The organism is Corynebacterium sp. MSK150 (assembly GCF_030229215.1).
In the GTDB taxonomy this organism is placed as follows: Bacteria; Actinomycetota; Actinomycetes; order Mycobacteriales; family Mycobacteriaceae; genus Corynebacterium.
This window is the reverse complement of record NZ_JASPHM010000018.1, coordinates 1-23,541: the sequence shown is the minus strand read 5'-3', so window position 1 is coordinate 23,541 and position 23,541 is coordinate 1. Positions and strand designations below refer to the sequence as shown.

The 23,541-nt window shown below is 52.9% G+C and carries 18 protein-coding genes and 1 pseudogene; 7 read left to right on the top strand and 12 right to left on the bottom strand.

What is annotated here, in order from left to right; all coding sequences use genetic code 11:
• Nucleotides 1-22 precede the first annotated feature (22 nt).
• From QP941_RS10360 to QP941_RS11690, 4 genes are all read left to right on the top strand, one after another.
• Nucleotides 23-970, top strand: coding sequence for an NAD-dependent epimerase/dehydratase family protein (locus QP941_RS10360; protein ID WP_284868866.1), 948 nt, complete (start codon nt 23-25; stop codon nt 968-970).
• A gap of 298 nt (nt 971-1,268) precedes the next feature.
• Nucleotides 1,269-2,177 (top strand): UTP--glucose-1-phosphate uridylyltransferase, encoded by a 909-nt coding sequence (locus QP941_RS10355; RefSeq protein ID WP_284868865.1) that lies wholly within the window; start codon nt 1,269-1,271, stop codon nt 2,175-2,177.
• A gap of 233 nt (nt 2,178-2,410) precedes the next feature.
• Entirely contained in the window at nt 2,411-3,565 is a 1,155-nt protein-coding gene (locus QP941_RS10350) for a hypothetical protein (protein WP_284868864.1), read from the top strand.
• A 558-nt stretch (nt 3,566-4,123) separates the two neighbouring features.
• Nucleotides 4,124-4,321, top strand: coding sequence for a hypothetical protein (locus QP941_RS11690; RefSeq protein WP_502869216.1), 198 nt, complete (start codon nt 4,124-4,126; stop codon nt 4,319-4,321).
• Nucleotides 4,322-4,404: 83 nt separating this feature from the next.
• Here the strand turns inward: QP941_RS11690 and QP941_RS11685 are convergent, their stop codons facing one another.
• The gene (locus tag QP941_RS11685; RefSeq protein WP_502869215.1) at nt 4,405-4,632 is read right to left on the bottom strand and encodes a hypothetical protein; all 228 of its coding nucleotides are present in this window, start codon (nt 4,630-4,632) and stop codon (nt 4,405-4,407) included.
• A 761-nt stretch (nt 4,633-5,393) separates the two neighbouring features.
• On the opposite strand from QP941_RS11685, the gene QP941_RS10340 reads away from it, so the two are divergent.
• On the top strand, nt 5,394-5,819 hold the full coding sequence (locus QP941_RS10340; protein ID WP_284868863.1) for a hypothetical protein: 426 nt from the start codon (nt 5,394-5,396) through the stop codon (nt 5,817-5,819).
• Between the two features lie 140 nt (nt 5,820-5,959).
• Here the strand turns inward: QP941_RS10340 and QP941_RS10335 are convergent, their stop codons facing one another.
• From QP941_RS10335 to QP941_RS10315, 5 genes and pseudogenes are all read right to left on the bottom strand, one after another.
• A complete protein-coding gene (locus tag QP941_RS10335) occupies nt 5,960-6,550 on the bottom strand; it encodes a PIN domain-containing protein (RefSeq protein WP_284868862.1) in 591 nt (196 codons plus the stop codon).
• A 7-nt stretch (nt 6,551-6,557) separates the two neighbouring features.
• Nucleotides 6,558-7,361: an ImmA/IrrE family metallo-endopeptidase gene (locus QP941_RS10330; RefSeq protein WP_284868861.1), complete on the bottom strand. Its 804-nt coding sequence runs from the start codon at nt 7,359-7,361 to the stop codon at nt 6,558-6,560.
• Complete coding sequence (locus QP941_RS10325; RefSeq protein ID WP_284868860.1) at nt 7,354-7,686, bottom strand: helix-turn-helix domain-containing protein; 333 nt, start codon at nt 7,684-7,686, stop codon at nt 7,354-7,356. Before QP941_RS10325 ends, QP941_RS10330 begins: the two co-directional genes overlap by 8 nt.
• 928 nt (nt 7,687-8,614) lie before the next feature.
• A pseudogene (locus QP941_RS10320) lies at nt 8,615-8,747 on the bottom strand (IS3-like element IS3501 family transposase); the annotation flags it as partial.
• A 7-nt stretch (nt 8,748-8,754) separates the two neighbouring features.
• Nucleotides 8,755-10,938 carry an AAA family ATPase gene (locus QP941_RS10315; RefSeq protein ID WP_284868859.1) on the bottom strand — a complete coding sequence of 728 codons (2,184 nt, stop codon included), beginning with the start codon at nt 10,936-10,938 and terminating at the stop codon, nt 8,755-8,757.
• Nucleotides 10,939-11,980: 1,042 nt separating this feature from the next.
• On the opposite strand from QP941_RS10315, the gene QP941_RS10310 reads away from it, so the two are divergent.
• Complete coding sequence (locus QP941_RS10310; protein ID WP_284868858.1) at nt 11,981-13,741, top strand: DUF726 domain-containing protein; 1,761 nt, start codon at nt 11,981-11,983, stop codon at nt 13,739-13,741.
• A gap of 201 nt (nt 13,742-13,942) precedes the next feature.
• On the opposite strand, the gene QP941_RS10305 is transcribed toward QP941_RS10310, so the two are convergent.
• Nucleotides 13,943-14,080 (bottom strand): hypothetical protein, encoded by a 138-nt coding sequence (locus tag QP941_RS10305; protein ID WP_284868857.1) that lies wholly within the window; start codon nt 14,078-14,080, stop codon nt 13,943-13,945.
• 432 nt (nt 14,081-14,512) lie between these two features.
• Here QP941_RS10305 and QP941_RS10300 point away from each other — a divergent pair, with 432 nt between their 5' ends.
• Nucleotides 14,513-15,391, top strand: coding sequence for a hypothetical protein (locus tag QP941_RS10300; protein WP_284868856.1), 879 nt, complete (start codon nt 14,513-14,515; stop codon nt 15,389-15,391).
• A gap of 183 nt (nt 15,392-15,574) precedes the next feature.
• Here the strand turns inward: QP941_RS10300 and QP941_RS10295 are convergent, their stop codons facing one another.
• The 5 genes from QP941_RS10295 to QP941_RS10275 all read right to left on the bottom strand — a co-directional run bounded on the left by QP941_RS10295 (nt 15,575) and on the right by QP941_RS10275 (nt 22,994).
• On the bottom strand, nt 15,575-16,255 hold the full coding sequence (locus QP941_RS10295; protein ID WP_284868855.1) for a hypothetical protein: 681 nt from the start codon (nt 16,253-16,255) through the stop codon (nt 15,575-15,577).
• 147 nt (nt 16,256-16,402) lie between these two features.
• Nucleotides 16,403-17,533, bottom strand: coding sequence for a DUF3322 domain-containing protein (locus tag QP941_RS10290; protein WP_284868854.1), 1,131 nt, complete (start codon nt 17,531-17,533; stop codon nt 16,403-16,405).
• Nucleotides 17,520-20,882, bottom strand: a complete 3,363-nt coding sequence (locus tag QP941_RS10285) for an ATP-binding protein (protein WP_284844952.1) — start codon at nt 20,880-20,882, stop codon at nt 17,520-17,522. Before QP941_RS10285 ends, QP941_RS10290 begins: the two co-directional genes overlap by 14 nt.
• A complete protein-coding gene (locus QP941_RS10280) occupies nt 20,875-21,525 on the bottom strand; it encodes a DUF4194 domain-containing protein (RefSeq protein WP_150850728.1) in 651 nt (216 codons plus the stop codon). Before QP941_RS10280 ends, QP941_RS10285 begins: the two co-directional genes overlap by 8 nt.
• Nucleotides 21,522-22,994 (bottom strand): DUF3375 domain-containing protein, encoded by a 1,473-nt coding sequence (locus QP941_RS10275; protein WP_284868853.1) that lies wholly within the window; start codon nt 22,992-22,994, stop codon nt 21,522-21,524. The genes QP941_RS10280 and QP941_RS10275 overlap by 4 nt, the downstream gene beginning before the upstream one ends.
• Between the last annotated feature and the right edge of the window lie 547 nt (nt 22,995-23,541).

The window sequence follows — 23,541 nt, the reverse complement described above, 5'->3', positions numbered from 1 at the left end:
ATCAACGGAAAGGCGGACTACCATGAGAGCAATGGTCACGGGTGGAGCAGGTTTTATCGGCTCGCACCTAGTCGATCTTCTTGTATCCAATGGATACGAAGTCGACATTTTAGATAACTTGTCTTCGGGAACTCGGGAGAACCTTTCGGAGGCAGAGCGAGTTGGGAAAATCAACCTTCTGGAATCGGATATCCGTGACTTTGATTTTGAGCAACATTTTTCCGAGAACCCAACCGACGTGGTATTTCACCTCGCTGCTCAGATTGATGTGCGCAAATCTGTGGAGGATCCCGTCGATGATTGCGTGACTAACGTAGTATCAACTGTCCGCCTTGCGGAGGCAGCTCGACGGCACGGAGTCCAAAAGATCGTGCATACGTCTTCGGGCGGTTCGATATATGGGCAGCCTGAATCATTCCCGGTGGATGAGACTTTCCCGGTTCTGCCTGAATCCCCGTATGCAGCAGGTAAGGCTGCAGGAGAATTGTATTTGGGAATGTTTAGCCGGCTATATCCAGACTTGGGCTGTGCCTTCATCGCCCCAGCTAATGTTTATGGTCCGCGGCAGAACCCTCACGGTGAAGCAGGCGTAATCGCCATTTTTTCGGAGCGCCTTCTCAAAGGCGAAACAACCCGAGTATTCGGTACTGGTGGGAATACCCGAGATTACGTATACGTGAAAGACGTTGCCAAAGCATTTTATTTGGCTTGGCTTCGCGGTGGAAACGGCGAGCGGTTCAATATCGGCACCGGAGTTGAAACCAGTGACCGCGAGCTGCACTCCAAGATCGCTTCCGCTGTTGGGTCGGAGGATCAGCCTGAGTTTGCACCAGCACGCCTGGGAGATGTCCCGCGTTCCTGCCTTAATTCCCAGAAGGCGCAAGAGCGTTTGGGCTGGAGCGTGGAAGTGGCATTGAGCGAGGGCATTCGACAAACTGTCGAATACTTCAAGTCCAAAGTCGATCGGTGAGTAGCAAAGAGGGCATTGGCCGAGATTTGGCGTCGAAAAGCACTGCACCATTTAACCAGGTGGGAATGCCACAGCTGCTTTGGTGGAGCCTCACGTTGGCTCGTCCTAACCGCTTGCCGCGGTTATCCAGGAAGGCACGTAGGTAAAGAGCTTGGAAAAGTCCTTCCATGACCTAGTGCGTGACTGTCAATTGGCACAGCTCCAAAATTTTCCTCTACTCGTTACATGGTGAATGAACTCCCTCCGTCACCACGGCACTGGAAGCTAATATTTTTCGATTGCAAGGTATCCTGACTCTATGAATTTTTCTCCATCTGTCCGCACCGTCGTTGTCCCAGCTGCTGGCATGGGTACTCGTTTCTTGCCTGCGACCAAGACGGTTCCCAAGGAATTGCTACCGGTTGTGGACACCCCTGGTATCGAGATGATTGCGGAAGAAGCTGCGGCGGCGGGGGCATCGAGGTTGGCCATTGTGACGTCGCCAAGCAAAGACGAAGTCATGCGCCACTTTGATGAATTCCCGGATCTTGTGGAGCTTCTCCTTGCCCGTGGCAAAGACGAGCAGGCGGCGAAGGTTGAGCGTGCCGCGGAGATCATTCATCCAGTTGCCGTAACCCAAGACAAGCCCTTGGGATTGGGACATGCAGTGGGGCTGGCCGAGTCCGTATTGGATGACGACGAAGACTACTTTGCCGTCATGCTTCCAGATGACGTCATTGAGCCGACTGCTGCCATGAGTGAAATGATTCGGGTGCGCCAGGAGCACGGCGGTTCCGTGTTGCTGGCGGTGGAAGTAGATCCCGCACACGTGTCCAGCTATGGAGTATTCGATATTGAGGCTACTGACGACGCCCGCGTGAAGAAGGTCGTAGGCATGGTAGAAAAGCCCGCGGTTGAGGATGCGCCGTCGAATTTGGTGGCTACGGGCCGCTACTTATTGGATCGGGCGATTTTCGACGCCCTTCGCCGCATCGAGCCAGGCAAGGGCGGGGAGCTGCAGCTTACCGACGCCATCGATCTGCTCATTTCCGAAGGCCACCCCGTCCACGTCGTGGTCCACGATGGCATCCGCCACGACCTCGGCAACCCAGCCGGCTTCATTCCCGCCAGCGTGGAGTTTGGTTTGCGTCATCCAAAGTACGGTCCGGCGCTGTTCCGGGATTTGGAAGCAATTATGGAAAAGTACCGACCGAAACTGCTTCAGTGATACTGGTGGAATTGGTTGGTTGCGGCAGGAAACTCGACGCCTAGTCTCGACTAGCGAAGTCTTGGCTTTGGAGCGCCGTGAATAAACCTACGATCCTTTTGATTGGGAACTTCAGCCGCCATTGAGGCTAAAAACATTTAGGTTTTCAGTTCATCGTTGCTCTAGTACTTCAATAAAACGGATAGAGTTGGTAAGAGTGCTGAAGACAGATCAACCTGGAAATGGAGAGTTCTGTGGCTAAAATTCTAGTGGTCGACGAATTAGAGAAGTCCGATGCTGGTTTGGTTTCGATGCGGATCAAATCGGATTCATTTGACGAGATGCTTTGGTTCCAACTTCCAGACGGCTTCGTTCCTCATTCTGATCAAGTCGCTGTCGCTGTGGGAGCAATATTTGGCAATCAATTCAGTGAAGTTAATTTTAATGAACCACTCACCGAATCCGTTGTATCCAAATTAAGTGCGGTCACCGGTGCGAAATGGAATGTTCCACGCTACATTTCGGAAGCTCCAGATTCTGGATCGGGAGAAGGAGTGGCGCTAAGTTTTAGTGGCGGATTTGATTCATTGGCAGCTCTATCCCTGTTGGGGGATTCAGCCCGACTAGTTTCTATCGATTTTGGCACCGGTTTTGAGCGTGAGCGCAAATATTACTCAAAGTTTGAAACCGCAATCATCGAAACTAATGCTCGAGAATTTGAAAGCTCTTGGACATTTATGGGTCTGGGTGTAATCCTTCTCCGAGAGTACTTTGAGGCTGACTACTTTTCGTTTGGTTCTATTTTTGAGGCTTCTCCTTGGCATTTTTTGCGGCGAAAAGATCCTATCAGGGAGCATCCTATTTTTCAAGCTGCAGGGCTTAAAGCAATTAACCCGGTTATGGGGTTGACGGAATTTGCGACAGCAAAGGTTGCTGCGACACAGTTTCCGGATACAATCGTCGATTCACTTTGCTCGTTGGCTTCGGTTAGAAGCGAAAAATTTTATCGTAAACTATTGATGCTAGACCTAGTCCAGGAGTCGGCCGGCATCGAAATCGCACGTGGGTCAATACCCGAACCCGGTTGGAAAAATCACTTGGAGCTTGGTCAAGCTTTCGCTGCCGATTTTCTATCACCTGGAATGACAAAATTTTTGGGCGAACCAGCAAGTAGTTGGATCGATGTTCCTGTAGCTTTTAAAAAGAAGTTTGAGTCTCTGACACTCGATTTTTATTGGCGGGAGAACCCGGAGTTGGTAGCGGATGCTCCTCCGAGTATCTCGAAACTGCTAGCCGGTCGAAAGGCTGAACTTGGTATTACTCCGTACAAGTCAACTGACTGGGACGAATTACGTGAAGTAATATCGTTCATGAATTTGTTCCACACCTTCCCCGGCCCGACATTCTAGGATGAACGGCAGCCCGTGCTCGGGAAAATGGAGTCGGTGACTCCGCTCCACCTCGGGTGAGATACCTGTTCGTTTACAAATCAGGTTTGTAGCTGGCGCCTGAAGTGTTGGGGCAGAGTTTCCATGAGTTGTGGTCAAATGAAATAGATTACAGAGAGGAATCTCTTAGCTCCGGCTTTGAAAAGTTCATGATGAAGGAGCCATGCTTTCACCGGCAGTCAAGGTAGGTAAGGCCTAGTGCGTAGGAAACTAGAATTTTAAAGCGCACGGTGGTATTTGGCTTCCTGACTCTGCACCACTTTACTGACGCCTAAACATACCAAAGCCTTGTAAGCGCTGGAGAAGCTTCGTCAGTCTGAAGCACAGTTGACTCCAGTTAGCTATCGCATGGCTGGGGTCCGTATCTCCGTGCAAGAGCTAGTGGGAACATGCAATGAGAGAAGAGAAGCTGAATTTCTATCCTCAAGTCTGAGTTGCTAATCAGTAGTAACCACAAGCTTTTGCATCTGTTGATATTTCTGGTCTTTGAGAAATTTTCTACGGTCGTATAGGTCTTCGATGTCTGAGATAGAAAAACACAGGAGCCGAGGCCGAAAGACACAGGGAGAGTTATTATCCATTGCGGTGATTCAGGATGATCCTTTCGGCCTGGGACATGCCGTTGGTTTGGCAGAGTTGATATTGGATGACGATGTAGGTTGTTCCGCAGGCATGCCTCCTGATGACGTTATGGAGCTCACCACCGCCGTGAGTTAGATGATTTGAGTGGGGAAGGAGCATGGCGGTTTGGTGTTAGCAGCAGTTGCGGGTGCTCCGACGAATTTGGTGGCTACGGGCTGCTACCTATTGGACCGCGCGATTTTCGAAGCCTCCGACGCATCGAGCCAGGCAAGGGAGGGGAGCTGCAGCTTACTGACGCCATCGATCCGCTTATCTCCGAAGTCCACCCCGTCCACGTCATAGTCCATGATGGCATCCGCCACGATCTTGGTAAACCGGTCGGCTTCATTCCCGCCAGCGTGGAATTCGGCCTCCGCCACCCGAATTACGGACCGGCATTGTTCCATGACTTGGAAGCGATTATGGAAAACTACCGGCTGGAGCGAGACTAGGCGTCGGAGAAGACAACGTCGGCCGCAGCCTCAACCTTGCCCATGAAATACCGCGAATGGGACTTCATTAGGGGCTCGAGTGAAGGCGAGGAAATGTGGGCAATCTCGGGTTCAGGATTGGGATAGAGGGGATTGGGGAGGCGTCGCTAAGCGCCCGCTCCTTTTATACCCCGGCCCAAACGAGCTCCCGTGGCGCGGCCAATGCTTGGCTGAGGCTGCGGATTTTCGATTCGCCGGCGTTGATTTTCTCTACGGACCAGAATCTCTCTGGGCGCAGGGCGGCAGCCTCATGGAAGGGCAATGCGCCGGTGCGGATGAAGGGGTTATGCAGGAGGCGGTGCTAAGCGACGTGCGGCAGTCAGGCCACAGCGTGTACCACTGCGCGGGCGAGCGTAGCGCGGACTGCGGCTCAAAAGTACTGGGGCGTTGTGGGCGGGGTGGAAAGGGGCGTCGGCAAGCGAGGCTGTAGCAGAGTACTCGATGGTGAGCGGAGCGAAGGCGGGGCGTCTGTGCGGCGCGGATGCTGCGAAAGTCGGACCCGCTAAAGGCCTAAAGGTCGCAAGACTACAGGCGCGACAAATGTTTGGGCCTATAAGTTTCTCCGTGGCCGGTGTGCTTTCTGTAGACGTATTTTGTTTAGTCTCATGCCTTACTCAGCGGGCGCTGGTAGCGTCTTATTACATACCGCTACCAGCAGGTACAGGAGGCCATATTCAATGGACGCGGATATTACCGAGCTGCTCGTATACGTCGGGCTGGTGCTTGTCGCGGTGCTCTTCTGGACCTATTACATCCTGGACGTGCGGAGGAATCCCCGATCAGAAGAGTGGTACGACGAAAGCGCCTGGGAAGGTGCAGCAAGTGATGGCGTCCTCTTCTATTATCCTTACTGCTCGCTAATTATGGGTGTTGGCGGTGTCCTAGGGTTGGTCGAAAGCATGAACCCTCCTGAGTTTGTCGGCTCAGTGCTGCGGGTTGTGTTCTTGACAGCTGTCTTTATCGGAGCTGTCGGGATGACGGGTGGTTTCGGGGTTCCACTTCCGTGGCCTTTTGTTCCGCGTTGGGTCGTTGACATTCGCAAAGCGAAACGTGCTCGAAGGCGCGAGCGTAGGGAAGCTAGGAAGAGGGGAGGGGAGGAGTAGGGGTGGCAGCTTTTCTGGGGGCTGAGTTCCGTTAGAAAATCTTCGCTATCACGCTGGAGGTCCTTTAGCCCAGTAGCAAATCAAACGAAGATAGTTTTAGATGTCGTGGAATCCAGCGATGACAAAGCATGAGGCGAGGACTAATTAAAGCGGTGATAGTGAGTACGCTCGTTGAGCATAGTTTCTTCGAAGGGGAGAAGATTGTCGAACTTCGAGAGTTTCTCCCACACCCGTCGTGATTCACCGCGATTCGTGAGGGCGTGAAGCTGCACGCAGCGGAGGAGCACTGCTTCAGTGGTGAAGACCGTTGCCGCCTGTCGTTTGCGTATGAGCTGTTTCGCTTCTTCGTCATCGATGATGATTGCTGTTTTTACAGTGGGATCGTCCTCAAGGAGTGCAAGACAATGTGCGATAGCGGTGTACTCGCCAAGGTTCTTCGCCATCCCGCCTTGGATTGTGTAACCAGGGCCAGAGAACAGATGGATGTGCTTCCATAGGCGGTCATAATCATCCGCGAGGACCTTTACGTGACCGTGTGTAACCAGGGAAATCCAGGTTTTAGAGCCGCTTTGGAACCTCGGAATTTCTAGCTTTCTTTCTACTTCGTCCTTAACAGCTTGCGGTACGTGAAGCTGTTCATCGCCCACGAACTTGAGAAGGAGATCCTGTTCGCCGGCGCAGATGAAATTGAGGAGCACGCTGGTATCGGCGAAAATGAATTTTCTAGTCATGCCGCGCCTATTCGTCAGAGAAGAAGTCTGCTAGATCAGCTTCGATATCATCGCTACCTGTGTGTTCGTTGTTGGATGGGCGCTGCTCATCACCCGTTGAATCGAGAACTTCCTCGATGTTGACTTGTTCGGCGAAGGCAACCGAAGGGAGAGCAACGAGTCCCTGGTCGTAGGCCTTGTAAGCATCAGCAACGAGCCTCTCAGAGGCGCGAGGCAACTTGGAAATCCTGGCAGCGTGGTCGTAGTTGGCTTTCCATCCAAATTGAGAGGCAAGCCGCTTAGTGGAGTAGTTTTTGAGTTCTTCTTTAGCGTCTTCCGAAATGACTCCGGCAGCGCAGAGTTGGATTGCTGCCACAGTGGGGGAGACCTGGAAGCTCTGGACGACGTCCGATAAGAGCTCCTCCTGGGGCGAAGTCTGGGACAGAGCGTGGAGTGCCTCCGTAGGGCACAGCACGCACCGTGCGAAAGTGTTCGCGCGTGTTTCGGAAGGATGAGTTGAATCGCAGCGCAGGGCAGCTCCGTCTTCTGTGATGTCACCGGCTATGATATGACCAATTTCGTGCGCCACAGTGAACCGTTGGCGATACGGATTGCTGCTCGTTCCAATCCCCACTGTTAAAGCACCCGAGGAGGGATCACGAAGAGTCAAGGCATCCAAGCCGCTCGGCAGTTCGAGGACAATGAAGTCCGCGTCGACCAGCTTCATGAGACCATTGATGTCATCGATCGGCTCGGTACCTAGCAGGTGTTCTTCTCGAAAACGGGTAGCTAGGTCAATGCCTTGCTGAGATGGGCTTTTCGATTTAGGCATTGAGGCCGTCCAAGTTCACACGCAGTTGAAGGAAAGGCAATAGCTGCTGTGTCGCAGTATCCACGCCAACGCCGTCCCCGCGGGCGGCAACGCGTACACGCTGGGAGAGCGGGATGGCGTCCACAAGCTCGGCGGCATCGATGCCCAAAGCCCACGCGAGGGCCATGATGTGGTGAAGAGTTGGCGTGGCTGTGCCCGTCTCCAAGCGTGCAAGAGTCGGCTGGGACAGAATGCCATCGGTCATGGCAGCAAGCTCTCGCTGGTTAAGATCGCGCAGTTGGCGCTGCGTACGGACGCGATCGCCAAAATCAGTAGGTATGTTCATGGTTGTACTCCTTGTTATCTTCGATTAAACGCGTGAATCAAGATTTAGTCAATGTGATTCAGGATCTCGGGGTTCCTGGGAGAGGAGCTTGTTAGGCGGGGTTAATTAAAGCTGAGCTAGTCCGTATATTTCCCGAATCGCCACACTCGCATGCGCTAAACGGAATCCGCTCCTGTTCAATGAGCAGCCTGCCCGCTCTGAAGGGGAAGCAGTAGGCGCTCTGCTCTTTGGTGCTCAGGTGGGGCGGCAATGGTGCCGGAGCAGTGGAGGGCGATGGTGGGAGGGGGCGTCGTAAAGCGTGGGCAACGCGTGGAAGGCTTGCTTCCCAGACTGAGCATGCGGGTACGGGTGTCCAGGAAGGCCCGCCGGAGTTAGGGTTGGCGCGCAGCCAGAACAGGCTCGCTGCTCATGGTTGTTTCGGGGAGCATAGGTGCGCTGACTGAATCCAATGGTTTCTACACTGCAGTAAGCCGGGGGGCTGCTTTCCTGTGGTTGGGCAAACTCGGTCCCGCGCCGTTTGGGTGAGCTGAAGGGCAAGGAGCTCGCACCGCGCAATGCAATTCTCTTGGTTTGTGCGGTGTTGTTGGGGACGGTGTAGGCAAGCATGGGTAGACCCAAGCAGTGCAAGCTAATGCAGTCGAGCTAGTTAATGGTGGAATCATCTGCGCTGTCTTAGGTCGGATCCTCCGTAGCGCAGTTAAGCTCACCTCCCTCCATGGAGTAGCGGGAATGAGACTCCTAGAGGAACAATAGGGATACGCACGCAATGCTTGAAATAGTCTTTCGTAAAAGTCGCGGAAACGGGACTCTTCATTTTGCAGCCCCGTACTTAAGGGGGTGGAAGCAATATTGGGGTTTCGATGCCCAGTAGGTGGCGTACTTTGGCGCTTCGCGTTTGGTTTTCCATCAACATTTCCCGGCGCTAGTAAGCGACCTCGACTTCTCCTACCGACGTCCGCGAATCCCGAGCGTGAATAAGTGTAGCTCTAGTAGAGATCGTTGACTGTTTCGTCTAGAACATTGTCATAAGAAACGCCTACTGTTCCTACGCTTGGCCGGATTCCTGGGTCATTCGGTTTTGAGTTCTTTTACCTGGGAGTAGAGCTGGCGCAGGGCCGCATCGGATATGTCGATGATCGGTTCATACATGAACGCGTTGACGTGGATGTTCTCTGATGTCATGAGGGAGACGCGCTCGAGTATTTCTTGGATTTCAGCGGTGCCCAGATTTCGGTTTTTGAACTTTTTACGCAGCTTTTCTGTTTGGTTTTTCGTGATCGTATCGGTAAACGACGGATCGTTGATTTCGGATATCATATATTTTTCCGCAAGGATTCGAATGGCGATGGACAGTACGATCTTGTTTTCGAAGTTGATACCTTCATCAGCATTGACGGCCTGTTCGGCTTGCCTTGTTAATAGCTCCATCACAGGTTCTTGTGGGGAACTCCAGGCTTTTCCTTGCTGACTATGGAAAGTTTTCTTAAAGATTTTGTCGAGGTCCTCATTCGTGATTGAAGCGGAGTCGCTCTTCCAATGGAGGAGCGATGTGAGGGTAGTGTAGTCCTCATCTTTTTCTCCTGTGGTGTATTCAATAATGTTTCGTACAAATGGGATTGATGCTATGCGCTGCATGCCACTGCTGAAGAATTGCCCTTTGAGCTTCTTGGTGAACGGATTTCTAATGTATTCTGCCTTGTTGAGGGTTACACCTGTTTCGCCTTTTTGGGCCATAAAGCACTGCCCATAATTGGCAACTCCTCGGCCAAGCACAGTGCGCAAAAAGTCAAAGTTATGTGTCAGGAGTATGAGCTTGAAGTTTTCGCATTCTGTCATCTCCTTGAGATACTGGATAATGGCGTATTTGTTCTTATAATCGAACGAGTCAGCAAGATCATCGATAACAAAAAGCGTCTCCCGACCTGCGAGCTTTCGGGCCTCTACCTCGAATAGCACATTGAGGATGTAGAGAGCCTTTTTCTCTCCGTTGCTGAGTACTTTAAGTAGGTCTTCCCTCTCAACGCCGGTGGTCACTTCATCCTCTTTGAACTCGAAAGTAAGCTCCAAGACAGATTCTTGGCCGAGGATGACGCGGCTTCTATTTTTTGCACTGAGTTGGAACGGCACAAAGAATCGGTCATTGAAGATCTCGATAACTTTTTCCCACTGGGTGCTTTCTTCTGCTGCTTGCTTTTCAATCGCTCGGCGACGCTTTTCCGTGTCCTCGATGCAGGTTACTAGCGCTTCTAAAAGGTGTTCTTGCTCCTTCAGATACGATACCCAAACCTTTTGTTGGAAAGCCTCGACGTTTGCCAACTCTGGCAGTAGTTCCACTCGGCTCGCAATGAAGTCGAAGAAGCGACGAGTGTCTACGTTTTTCTGTAGAGCTTTTTCAACTGTATTGAGCTTTTTTCGCAGCGAATCGTCGTCGGTAATTTTCCTCTTCTCGTCAGCGACAAGCTTTTCCAGGTCGCTAGCGCTCGATATTTCGCGCAGCTCACCTTCTCCGTGTAGGCGCAGAGAATGCCCCGCGTTGAAAAAGTCATTCTTGTTTAGACTTTTTGTCACGTTTTCCGCATTGTATAGAGAAAATGATTCTCTACTGAAGAACTCGGATTCGTCGAGGAGTTCGTTGAGGCGCTCGACATATTGAGCTAGTGTTGACCGGACCTTGGGATCCTGAAGGATCGCAACGACCTTTTCGTTGAAGATAGTGTCGTGTGGAAGGTCAGCCCATTGCGGTTCTTCCAACTGCGCAACTTCTTGGTTGATGCGCAGCACGGCGTCGAAGAATCTGTCGTCTTCTTGAGTAAATACTCGTGACACTGTGCTAACGATGTCTTGCTTAGTCTTTGAATGCTCTTTCAAAGCGGCGACAAGATTGTTGCGTGCCTCAATGAGTCCAACCTGGAGGTCTTCGTATTCCTTTCGAAGTCCCGCGTTCACTAGAAGAGTCGAGGTCAACTCGGTTGGTTGTAGTTCTTCATCATAGGAAGGCACAACCACCACATGGCTAGGATCAAGTTCCTTACCTTCTTCATCGTTAATGGAGCGCTCAGTCTGGCGGTCTGGGAAAACATGGTCAATGGTGGCTTCACCATTGGAAAAATCCGTGAGGGTTCGCGCGAAAGAGGTCTTCATTGTTCCATTAGGCGCGTATATCGCAACAGCCTTTCCGCTATCGAATGTAAATTCCGAGTTTAGCTCACGGATGCCGTGACAGTTTTTCAGCGTGACATTGATCTTCCTCATGCTAGCTAGGTTAGTCTGCATGAGGTGATCGGTGCGAGATGGAAATTTTCGGTAATCGCTGAAGTAATCCTTCAACGAGCTTTATTGAACTTTCGTCCTTAATTGATGCTTGCCTGCGTGGCGATAGCTCAGCTGCGACGAGTGTAGGACTTGTTTTCCAATTTATTCTTATTGGCTGGAAGCATCTTCCGCGTCGACGGTAGCCTTGCGGGATTCAGCGATAGATTCTTCAAGCGCCCTAATGAGTCGGTGCGTTAGCGATACCCAGGAAGGTGTCGCTGGTTAGCGGTGTTTTCTTGGTCAACGGGGAATCAACGGCTTGGTGCTCCACGATGAGGGCGAGTAGAGCGAAGGACAGGGCCTTGGGGGACGCTCCTAACTACAGGAGTGGAGCCGATGAGTACGGTGATGAGGGTGCTGACCTGCCCCCCAACCCATTTCTGGTGTAGTGGAGTGCTGACAATGGCGGTACAGCGAGGACGTCTGCGGGGCGAGGATACTGCGGAAGTCTGAGACGGCTAAAGAAAGACGCCTCAAGGTCGCACGGCTGCAAGCATCACAAATGGCTGGTCCTATAAAGCGTTCTTGGCTTAGGTGCTTGCCCTCATCCATATTTCGTCCTATTCCTTATCTCAGCAGGGAGCGTGTCAAGTTGTTTGTGTGTGGCTAGGTTTATAGATACTTATCGAAGCCTGATTCTTAGCGGTCGTGGAAACACCTGACATGGTTTGGGACGTTTGGGGCGGCTCTGCAGACAGGTGAACTGAACCTTGGACGTTGGGATGCGGAAACTGGGGACTGCTTCCGGGGTGCACTCCAAAGCCACGGGAGTGTGTTTAGAGGTGAGACCACAAGAACACCCAGCTGCGTGCAGCGAGTCCGCTGAGATGGCTGGGCCTTGTCATGGGCCTTCCTCGTTCTTGCTGGCAGGTTGAGGGTTGGGGAATTCGGGGCGTCGGCAAGCGGCTCTAAGGCGCCACAGATAGAAGGCGTGGTATAGGCTTTATTTAATTCTTATTCCTTTACTGAAAGGCTGCGCGCCATGGCCAAAAAGACCTCCATTGAGTCTGCCGCAATCTCGTTTAACCCTGAGGATGATGGCTCCTTTTCCTGCGAGCTGCGTTCCAATCTTGGCCGGTTTGTACGTGTTGCGCGCCGTGGTGATGTTCAGTCGCCTGAGGTAGAGGGTGATGCCGAGCTGACTGGCTCGCCGGCGATTGTTGATGCACTGTGGCTTGCAGCGGTGGGGCAGAAGGAGTCGGATGACTTGGAGGCCCAACTTCCGGCAGCCGTGGCTGCGGTCCAGGAAGACTTCAATTTCCACAACGAGTTTATTAGCCCGGCTGATCAGAGGGACTTTGCGGCAAAGGCGGTAAAGCGTGCGGTCAAGCGCCAAGAGGGAGAGGTCCAAGAGCTTAGGGAGCAAGCTATTGCTTCTGCAAAGTTGGCTACCACTTTGGCCGAGCTTATGGACACGCTTAGTGACGCCACCGAGGCAGGCTGGTGCTCCCGCTGCCTAACCAAATCCACCCACCGGAAATCCAAGACTAAATCTCTGTACGTGTGCGAGAACTGCGGCTCGGCGACGTCCCATTGCACCGTGCCCCAGTGCGATAACTTCGCCGCCGCCGGCCTCGGTCTGGTGGCTTTGCCGACAGTGTGTGCAGAACACCTTCACCAAGTCCCTGATTTTGAGCGCCTCGACCATCGCATTGCTGACCTCACTCAGTGGCGCGAGCTCCGCGAATTTAAGGCAGCCAATGTTGGTCGTGCAGCCAAGTTTGCCGCTGCTGGCGCCACCGCTCTAATTCTCGGAGGCGCCGGTGGATGGTTTGCCGCACCGATGTTGGGCAGCGCTTATGGGACCACAATTCTTGGGCTATCTGGCGCTGCCGCCCACAATGCTGGTCTGGCAGCGCTCGGCTTCGGCTCCTTGGCTTCTGGTGGTTTAGGTATGGCTGGCGGCAGTCTAGTCGTCACCGCTGCTGGTGGATTGCTTGGCTCTGCCTACGGAGTAAAGGCGCTTAACTCTTATGTTGGCGAGGATGACTCCTTTGATATTCAGTGCGTCCGCAAGGGGAGCGGTACGCCCGTTTTGATTGCACGTGGTTTTACCACTGAGAAGAAGCTCGATTGGCGTACAGAAGTTAAGGCGGTCGAAGCCGCCTACCCTGATTCTCCGATATACCTTGTGACGTGGGGAAGCAAGGAACTGCTGGAGCTTTCTGGGTTCTTGTCCCCAGGAGCCGGCCTCGCTGGAGGGGCTGTTCTCAAGGGCATGGTCAAGCACGCTAGCAAGAAGCTGGCGAAGAAAGCAGCGCCTGCCGGCTTGGCGCTAGGCGCCCTGGACTTGGTCAAGAACCCGTGGACGGTTGCGGTTAACCGTGCAAATAAGACAGCAATGACGCTCGCCGCAATTATTCAGCGCACCAACCTAGAATCCGTGATACTCGTAGGCCACAGTTTGGGCGGCCGCGTCATGCTCAACCTTGCTACTGCGCTAGCAGGCGCTGCCGGGACCGAAAATGAAGTGCGCGTTGAAGCCGTGCATCTTCTAGGTGCGGCCATTGGTCAAGATACGACGTGGGATTCAGTTGGGGAAGCTCTTTCTGGTGTTGTCCACAACTACCATTCCCAGAATGACAGGGTTCTAGGATATCTATATCCTGCAGCGATGGGCGGCAGGAAGGCGATCGGGTTCGAGGGCCTGGACGCCTCGTTTGCGGTCAATCACGACGTGAGCGATGCCGTTAAATCGCATTCTGCCTACTACGAGAATGTGGAGTTAATTAGCGCCTTCTAAGACCAAGCCGTGGACTGCTGCCTACGCGATAACCACCGGCAACAAAAGCACCATTTCTATGCTCCACACTAGGTGCAGTGTGGTGGCGGAGATGAGGCTGGTCGGCACGGTGGGCTTCTAATGCGTCGATGCCGCCGATAAGGACGGAGGCAACGAGCAGGAGGGGAGTACCCATTGTGGCGGTGACGGCGATGTAGAGCGCTAGTTGGGGGAGGATGGCGGGTTGGGGGAGAGGACGTCGGCAGGCTGGCGGCGGGCAACGTCGCGGAAGAATAGCTCTTCGCCTACGCCGTTGATCACCAGCGTGGTTAGGGTAATGGGCGCGCTGCCGTGGCGCATATTATCTAGGAGGTTGCTAACCAGTCCGGCTTGGAGTGGTATCTGGCGTACGTCGATCCCGCCGAAGGTAAGCAGAACTATGAGAACGACCTCCGATGCGATGCTGCAGGCCAGCTCGTGTGGCCAAGCACCAGGCCGTTGGTCGCGTTGTTTTCCATTTGGTTGGCACTACCACTCTTCTCGGGAGGGAGATTGCCTCTGCGCGTTGGTGCAGTTAAGTAGTGAACGTAGAAACCCTAATTGTTAAAAAGCGCCGACTATATAAATTGGGCGTTCTGTCCCGCGCCCCTATTGATCAATATCCGGTTTTTCAATAGGGGTGCATTAGTGGAGTTTCCTCAGGCTACGGTTGGCCTGTAGGCAGGCTGAGTCCCTGACTTTTTCTTTTGGTCAATGTGCTCTACCCATTGTTAAAACAGATACATGCGAAGAGTGTTCGAGCACGTATTTAGACGAGGAAAGCCAAGGAAAAATTCATTTGCCGAGTACGAGCAATATTTTCCATTGAGGGGCCTTGGAGTCCATTGTGAGGCCGTCGCCCATACCGTTAACGAGATTGCATGCTCTCCTAGGCTTCTTACAGCAGAAGAGGCAGATTCTCTCGATATTGAATTTGAGTCGAAGATTCGTGGTGCCCAGAAATGGGAAATATCCCGTCTAGCTGATGACCTGTCTGCGGCTTCGCTGCAAACCGCAGGTGGAATCTTGCATTCTCTTGGTCTGCTCCTGAACTCTGATATTCGCTACCCGCTTACGCCATCAATACTTGCAAGGTCCGCTTTGGAGAACTCAGCATTGGTGATGTATCTGAATGAGGACGCAGATCCATGGATCAGGACTGTACGTGCAGTCAATGTTGTTGTTAACGGCTACGAAAACTCGGGTGGCAGGAATAATGCGTCACCCTACAGCGAAGCGACAGCAGATCACATAAAGATAAAGCAGGCATTCGCTTCTCAGGGGTATGGGAAATCGCAGAAACTCTTGAACTACACAGATTTGGTAGCGGAATATTTCGACGGCTTCCAGGGCGGAGAAATGTACAGCCGGTTCAATCGGTCCGTGCATCATAATGTGGTGAGACAAATTGAGCTCGCATTAGCTCAAGACAGAGATGAGCGTCAGAATGCAGTCGAAACCTTTGAAATTGCTATTCGGGCTGCAATTGCGGTCGGCGCAGCGGCATTTAGCCTTCAAGAGTTTAGACACTGCAGCGGTATCGATGTCGACCCGATCCATGCCTTAAGAGATGTCTTTGAGGACTGGAACTCTTATCTCGACCGCCTGGGTAAGCAAGGATTTGTTGACTAGCTCCGTCAGCACGCATGTAACTCGTCATGATGCTCCTATAGAGCTGCTATTGACTCTAAAGGGGGTGGTAGGGCATAATCCTTAGCAGGAGCAGCCCTACATCATGTACAGCTGCTCGACCCTCACCGAGGCTACCGGCAGGTGAGGGTCATTTTATTGTGAATTCCGGTTCGGCTTCGCGAATCATCGTTTCGGAGTTACCTCTAGAATTTCGCAATTCTCTTCCAAGTATTTTTGGTATAGAAATGTGCTTTGTCCTCCGTGGGTAAAAGTGCGCCTGTATGTAAAAGCGACGAGGTCCGGTATCCAAAGGCAAGTTTCATCGACAGGGCTAACCCATGCCAAACTGATCCCAGAGTGCAGTAACTTTTTCTTGCGCATGCGCTTGAGGGTATTTCTGTCTTTATCGTTATCTGACTGAGAGTGGCGTGCTTCGAAAATTATGCCTTTCAGAGAAGGCTCATTCTTAGTGAGTGCAGTAACGAGCAGTTCAAGGCAATCTTGACGAGCATGCTCAATATCCTGATTTCGTTGCAGTGGTCGAAGGCAGGCTATATATTGTAAATCCTCAAAGTCATCGCATAACTTGAGCATTTCTTCGACTTTCTTCCGGCCATCACAACTGCGCATCGATTCGGTCGTATGCCAATAGTTCGACTGTGCAGTCTCCCTGAGGAGGCTCCGAGTGTTACCAAGGTGTTCGAATTTGATGGCCGTGCCGACCAAGATATAGAAAGATTCTGAAAAGTCCTCCTCCGGTGTAACGTAGCTTTCGTCGATGAAGGCAATGATGTCATCAGGTTTCGAGCGTTGGAAAATACGTAATAGGGAAGGGTGAATCCGGTCTGGCAATGGCGTCTCCAAATGAAAGATTGAATTATATGTTCGAATACTAGCTAAGCATATGTATCAGGGCCAGACAATGTTGAGAGCTAATTTGTGGAACGGTTCCGAGCTCAATTATGCGACAGCCGAGCCATTCGGTTTCCGGGCGTGATTTTAAACGTTAGATCAATCTAATTTGTGGTGGACAGCATCGCTCGCGTGTGTGAAAGGGATTCGCTCTTGCTCAATTCGCAGCCTGCCCTCGGTGAAGAGTAGACGGTAGGCTTCCTGTTCTTCGGTGGTGAGGTGAGTGAGCGTGGCTGAACCGTCGCCTGGGTCAGGGACAGCGAGGTGCTTAAACGCAGTTACGGTAGCAGTATCCATGAGCAGAGATGCGGTGTGGGGGAAGCGGGCGCGCACGGCGTTGAGAATGCTGAAGCCCGCAGCGTCGAGATCACCCCAGTAGGTGATTTCGGATTGGTGGAGCCAGTTGAGGGCGTGGAGCTGATGCGCTGCGGTGCCGGAACCCAAGACGGCAATGGTGGGCGGGGCGGCGTCCGAAAGCACAGGCAAAGCCAGAAAGGTTTGCTTATTTTCCACGATGAGCACTCGCGGTGGCCTGGTGGGGAAGAGGGATGCGGCGTGGGAGAGCGGAATCTCGAGGTCGGACACTGCCGGGGCGTGGTTGAGATAGCGAAAGCGAATACGGGCGTCGCTGCGGCGCAGTCCTAGTTCAGTGATGCCGAAAGGAGAAAGCAGGGTTAGCAGCAGGCGCCGGTGGGACCCGATCCATTTGCCATCAACGCCCTCTACGGGGACGGCGCGTTCCCACTCGCCGGAACCGGGATGGGTGAGCAACCAGTTCAAACACGGTCCCAAGCAATGCAGGTCGTAGGCGCTTAAGTCTTTCCACTGCTTGTAAGCACGGTGAACGGTGTGAGCGAAGTCAGGGTGCTCGGGGAAAATCGAGGCGATCTTTTGAGCTCTTTGAACCGCATGCGAGTATGTTGTGGCCATGCCTGCTGCGGAAGCGATGCGTTCAGGGCCATCAATTACCACGCGTACAGGCACGGAATTGGTGCCCAGCCCAGTACGCGACCAATTGCGGGACTCGTAGATAACCTCTTCCTGGTGCGGCCAGCGCTGCCAGGCGCGGATGAATTCTTGGGTCATTGGTAAATCGCGTTTGGCGGTGGCTGCCGTCGGTGGATGTAGCGGCCAGTCCAAACGGAGGGAATCCGGCGAAGATAGCGCCTCCGCAAAGTGGTTGCGCAAGTGCTTTGCCGCATGTGCTTGTAGGTCTTTAGGAATCCGCATTGGGGTCCTCCTGGGGATACGAGGCGGCGTCGATAAGTGAATAGCCTGTGCGTGCCTGTGGACGGCCATTAATGATGGGCTCGTCGTAGTTGACCACGATGGTGCCGTCGACGTAGGGCGATAATGTCTGAATCAGCTTGAATGGCGTTGCCAAAATCATGTGGAAACCAAACGATTCAAACACAGACATTGCCGTGCGGGTAAAGGCTGGATCCGCGCGGTCAAAAGCTTCGTCCAAAATGATGGAACCATAGGTGGGAACATCCTGATCCGGCTCCGCTAACCGGAAACGCAGGGCCGCAGCCAGGCAGAAGAAAACTAACTTTTGTGCCTGGCCACCAGAGAGGGAAGCAGAATCCTGATAAGTATTGGCGGTTGTTCCATCGGGGTAGCATTCGCGGCCGATGAAGCTTACGTGTTTTCGGGTATCAAGAACCAGGTTGCGCCAACGAATATCTTCCGGTTGGGTTGAACCCAAGCGGCTGAGAATTTTATCCAAAGCATGGTAGCGCCGCAACGCCGCTTCCGGCTCATCTGCGCTGATCTCGGCCAGGCTATGCGAAGTCGCGGAATCTAGATCTCGCTGGAAATCCTGTACTACCTGGCCGCGAGCGTCTTTCACATCAATTCGCAAGATACGGTCGCCATTAAAGGGTGAGCGCTCCAGCGACTTATTGATAAATTCCATACGCAGCTCGATATCGCTGCGAGCGTGGCGCAACGAAGAAGCAAGGTGAGACAGATTTTGCACCGTTGTTCCATTAAGTAGTTCCAAGAACTGAGCACGGAAATCGGCAAGGCGATCGGCCCGAAGGAACTTCAACTTTTCGATGCCCTCACCGGCAAAGTTTGCCTGTGGCTGTAAATCCGCAGATTCCGCTGGCCACTGAGACAAGTATGTGTGGAGAACGGAGACAATTTTGGCATTTATCTCCTCGATGTTTCGTGCAGCCGCGCGGGATGTATCGTGCAGGTTGTTTTGTACTGCATCGCGCCGGGAATCGATGTCATCGATGGAAAGCTTGCGCCTTCCGTTGTGGAGGGCCTCTTTGACCTCCTTGGCTATAGCTTCGTCAGCTATGGTAGGTACGGTGCCGATGTTCTGGCGACGCTGTGTGGAGCGCTGGAGATCGCCCTCAATGCTTCCAAGGTGCTTTTGGGATTGCTTAAGGCGGGCACGGGCTGCAGCTAGCCTATCCTTTGCTCGATTGTGCGCGGCATGTAGGGCTTTCGCCTCGGGTGACGAGGCAAGAGAATCATATTGCCGTTGCAGATCTCGTTTGCGAGTTTCTGCAGATGCGGTATCAATATCCTGAAACTTAGTCTCTAACACCAGTTTCGCTTTATCGCGTTGAGTGCGCAGGATATCCATTTTTCGGTTTAAGTCTTGAACTAGCTTGGCGGTGGCACTGGCATGGGCTTTTGCTTCATCGAGTTGCGTGCGCAGCAGCTCAATCTTGGCGTCATTGGTAGAGCCCACCCGGTACCAGCTGGTGCCGGAAAAACGCCTGCGGTCGTCTTTAATAAAGCGGGTAGACCCATCTTTATCCTTAGGGCGGCTTTCCAAGCCATCGCGAGTAACGGCTGGGGTCTTAGTTACCTGTTCGAGAGCTGCGACTGAACTGACACATTCATAGTTAAATCGGCGTGAAATATGATGGCGGACCCACGGTGCCATAGGGTGGTCTTGGAAATCCAGCTTGTGAATGAGTTGTTGTGGGCTACGCGCAGTTGCTGGTGCGGGTGCAAACTCAGGGATGGTGCGGTATTCGAGCCGAGTCCCCACGTCCCGAGAATTGACCCACTGATTAATCGCTTTCTGTGCGCTTTCCGGAACCAGCAGGGTAGCAGCAAACCCGTGAAGAAGCTTTTGGAGGACCGGCTCCCATTCCTTCTGTTGCGGACTAATATCCATGAGCTCACCAGCAAAGGGAAGTTCTGACTCGGCGTACCCCGTATCGTGAGCGAGCTGGGACCGTAGCTCTACCAATGCTCTATCTATGTTGGTGTTTCGCGAACCGAAAGAAGCCAGTTCGCTTTTCAGAGTGGCAAACGTTGTCGCGGCGTCGCGAGCAGCTACTCCAGCCTCTTGCTGCTGATTGATGAGTTTGGCAGAGTCAGCTTCAAAGTCCGCGATGCGCAACTTCGCATTAGCCTGAAGTTCCGCAAAGCCATGCGGATTGAACTCATAATTGTCGGTCCACCGGCCGGCGGCAGCGGCCAAGCGCCGGAATTCTTTGGAGCGGTGCTCGATTTCTTTTTCAGCAGTCTCCATTTTTGCGCTTAGGGCATCGAGCTCGCCGGCACTAAGTTGAGACACAGCCACTGCTGCTAACCGCTCCGCCTCGTCGAGGTGTTTGACCTCATCCTCGAGAGACTCGGCATCTGATTGAGCCTCAGCCAATTGCGCGTTTAGTGCTCTGATTTGATAGTCCAATTCCTCCGCCACCATGCGAGCTCGGACCGCTGGTAGCGCTTCACTCATGGCCTCGGCCTTGTGCTTGGCAGATTCTGCAACATCTCGCTGCGCATGCAGACGGGGAAGGGGAGCGAGTGTGTCAATCTGTGCTTTGACATCCTCCACCCGCAGGTAAGCTTGGCGGAGGTCCTCGAATTGCTCCACAGCTTCATCGGCTCGCTCGAAAGTAGAGGGCTTGTCCAGCATGTAGCCTCGGAAGAGCTGATCCAGGCTGGACAGGGACTTAGCGGATTGAGTGCGGTGCAGGAGCACCTGGCCTAGTTCGCTTTTGATCCCAAGGCGCTTACGAAAGCGATCTGCGAACGTACTATACGTCTGTGTGAAAGATGCCCCTGGTCCCTTATATAAAGCTTTAATCTTGCGGGTATCTAGGCTCCGCGTGAGCAGCGAACTCAGCTTATCGATGTCCTCGTCTCCCTGCACCACTCCGTACAGCTTCTTAACCTGGCTCACGGAATTTTCACCGCCATTGAGGCGGAAAATGGCGATGAGGGTATGTTGCTTTCCAACTCCGTTATCGTAGGTCAGCGCCACAATTGAATTCGTTGCGCCTGTTCGCAGGTACTCGGGAGCAATCTCACCCGTCTGTGTATTTTCCTGTTGCCGCCATGCACCACGCACATAGGATACGAGATTGCGACCATCATGCCGCCCAAGGTCCTGTTGCGATGCCGCGTTAAATTTCAGATCTTTCTGCGGTACTAACACCGCCGACATTGCATCCAATAAGGTAGATTTGCCGGAACCGGATCCGCCGGTGATTAGGAAACCCTTTCTAGCTACGGGGATGGAAAAGTATCCGTGAAATGTGCCCCAGTTAATTAGTTGGACGCGGCTTATCCGGTATTGACCTGGGTAAATATTAGTCATTGGAATCATCCTCTTGGCCATTTCCTGTCTCCGCTAGGCGGGCGTACTCGTCCCGGATGGCGGTAACTGTGGCGGAATCGAAAAGCTGGCGTAATACGGGTGAAACCTCAAACCGGCCTTCAGTCTCAGTAGCGCTTAACAGGGAATATTCATTGCGGATGCGTTTGATTGCTGCATTGAAGCGATTATTGAATCCGGCCTCGTCTCGGTTATCAACCGCGCGGACGTACCCGATTCCCTCTCGCAGGTCTTCCACGTCCACGATTACACGTTCGCCAGGTAGCGCCAGCCCCAGTTCTTGGCGAAGGTTTAACAAGATGGCTGTGTCGATGTGCTTGAGCTTATCCGTGCGCAGCACCTGCGGAATAGCTAACGTTTCTTCTTCCACCATTCGGGTGAAGGCGAATCCTTCTGCTTCATCGATAACGAGCTCGAGAAATAACTCGTGCAGTCTAGCCCGCAGGTTTTCTTCGTCTGAAATGATCGCAGCCCACAAGACAGGTTCCTTCTGTGCTCGAATAAGTGGTCCTTTTAGCAGCTGTACCAACGCGCGGCGTGAGTTATACGTCAGCGTTCCTTTATCGCTATTCCAAAGCGGCGGTTCATGCTCGGAATCGACGCGGTGATTAAGTGCAGCGGTCACAATAGCTCCTCAATGGTGGTGCGGTCGAAATACATAGTGGGAATGAAGGCGGCGCGTGTTGTGCCGTTTTCTTCGGTCCAAAAGACCTTCTCCGTGGAATTTCTCAAGTCAGGCAGGGGGTGCTGATCCGCAATGTGCACCAAACCCACTACACTAGCTAAGCCTTGCGTGGCAGGGTAGGCCTGCAATACTTGGCCAATGGTGCACGGGCCCGCCTTACCGACGGCCTTTCGAATCATCTCGTGCAACTCTTCAAAGTCAATCTCTGATTCGCGCACTAGCTCGAGTAATGCTTCTGCGTTTTCCTCGCCTGGCTGGAACGCCTCAGGTGATTCCTCCACTACCTCTCGACCTGGGTTGGCTAAGCGAATGCGTGAAACGGAGTGGATGGACATACCGATGCGCTGCAGCGGCGTCTCCATTCGGTGAAAGGCCTTGAGCTCAGAGTTTTGTGCGGCATCAATGGCCATACCGCGCGCCTCTCTTAGGAGCTCAATCATGCGCCTGTCTTCTGCGAATTGCTCTGAGGAAACGTAGTTGCGCAAGCTACGAGCCAAGCCAGTCATCGTCTGGTTGACATCGAAACTCGTGTCTTCCATATCACGGAAAAGATTTCGCAGGTGCTGCCGCATTTCTGGCGCCAGCTCCTGGCCGGTATCGCTTTCTAAAACTTCTTTTATCCACTGGTCCAACCATGCACTGCGTTCCCTATCCATAAGGAGGGAATAGAATCCGCGGAAACTGCGTCCAGCCTCAGATTCAGCAATATGGTCCACGCCGGTGAAGATCTCTTCGAGCACATCGCCGCGGTATCCCTCTGGGTCTAATAACTGCCGGCGTAGTTGATGATTGAGGGCCTCAAGTTCGTGGCGCACTCGGGCGAAATCGCTCGGTACGGCCGTTGCCATATTAAGCACGTCTTGTACACGTTCTTCTGTCTCTGCTGAGGTTAAGGATTCGAACTGTCCTAAACGTGCCTTTTCAATTTCCTGGTCAATGCGGTTCCGTTCTGCCTCGAGACTGCCAACGCGACTGGCGATATCCTTATTCGTGTCCCTTGCTAACCGTTGTAGGGCCGAGCTAATGGATTCCACCCGTGATGCTGTGACGGCAGATACTGGTGACTCCCACCGCTCGATGGCCTCTAGAGCAGAAAGCGCGTCTTCGCTTGGTTCCAACGTTTCGCCGTGTGAACTTTTACCTGACTTTCTCACCAACCATCCTGCTTTTACCCAGTCAGTGCAATAACTCTGGGGCGTACGGGGCATGGCAAAATCGTTGGCAATAACCTCAAAATCAGTGACCATCAACTCGTATACCTCGGCCGCTGGCCGTGCTCGGGTACCGCGGGGGAAGTACTCTGCAATCAGCGCCAAAATTACCGGCGCGTTATCAGCCGCAAGCAGTCGAACCGCCGCAGAATCGTGCATTAACCGTCGCAGTGAGAGGGCCCTAGCTTCAACAGACATGACTCGATTTTGACAGCTGTGGCGGACATGTGCAGTGGTGTCTGGTTCATTTATTCGATTTTTGGGTTTCCGAGTAGGGGTATAAAGAGGATCCGTGCGCGACATGTGGCGGTATTCGCCGTGCCGGTGACAGGTCATTTAGCCCGTCCGAATCGTCGGCGATGTGGACGACTCCAATCAAGTACCGGGAATTGGATTTTTCACCGACGCCAAAGACGGAGCAGAGTTGTGGGCGACCTCTGTATCGGGATCGCTGCTCTCAGCTTCACGGAGGAATCTATAGTTCACAGCTTGAGCAGAGTCAGGGTATTGCGTGATATAGGATTCGCCTGATTTTCGTTTGTAAAAGATGATGAAACCAGTCATAATTCGGCTTTCTCAAAGTACGGATTAACTTATCTAAGCAAGCCCAATGATTTTGAGTATCCCGCAGATAGTGTCGGCTGTATTCAAGACTCCGTTATTTCAAGTGGGGTTGCCCGCAAATCGTGGACACGTAGTGGGGCTACCTAGTGCTTAGGCAGCTATTTCTTTTCTACTGGTGGTT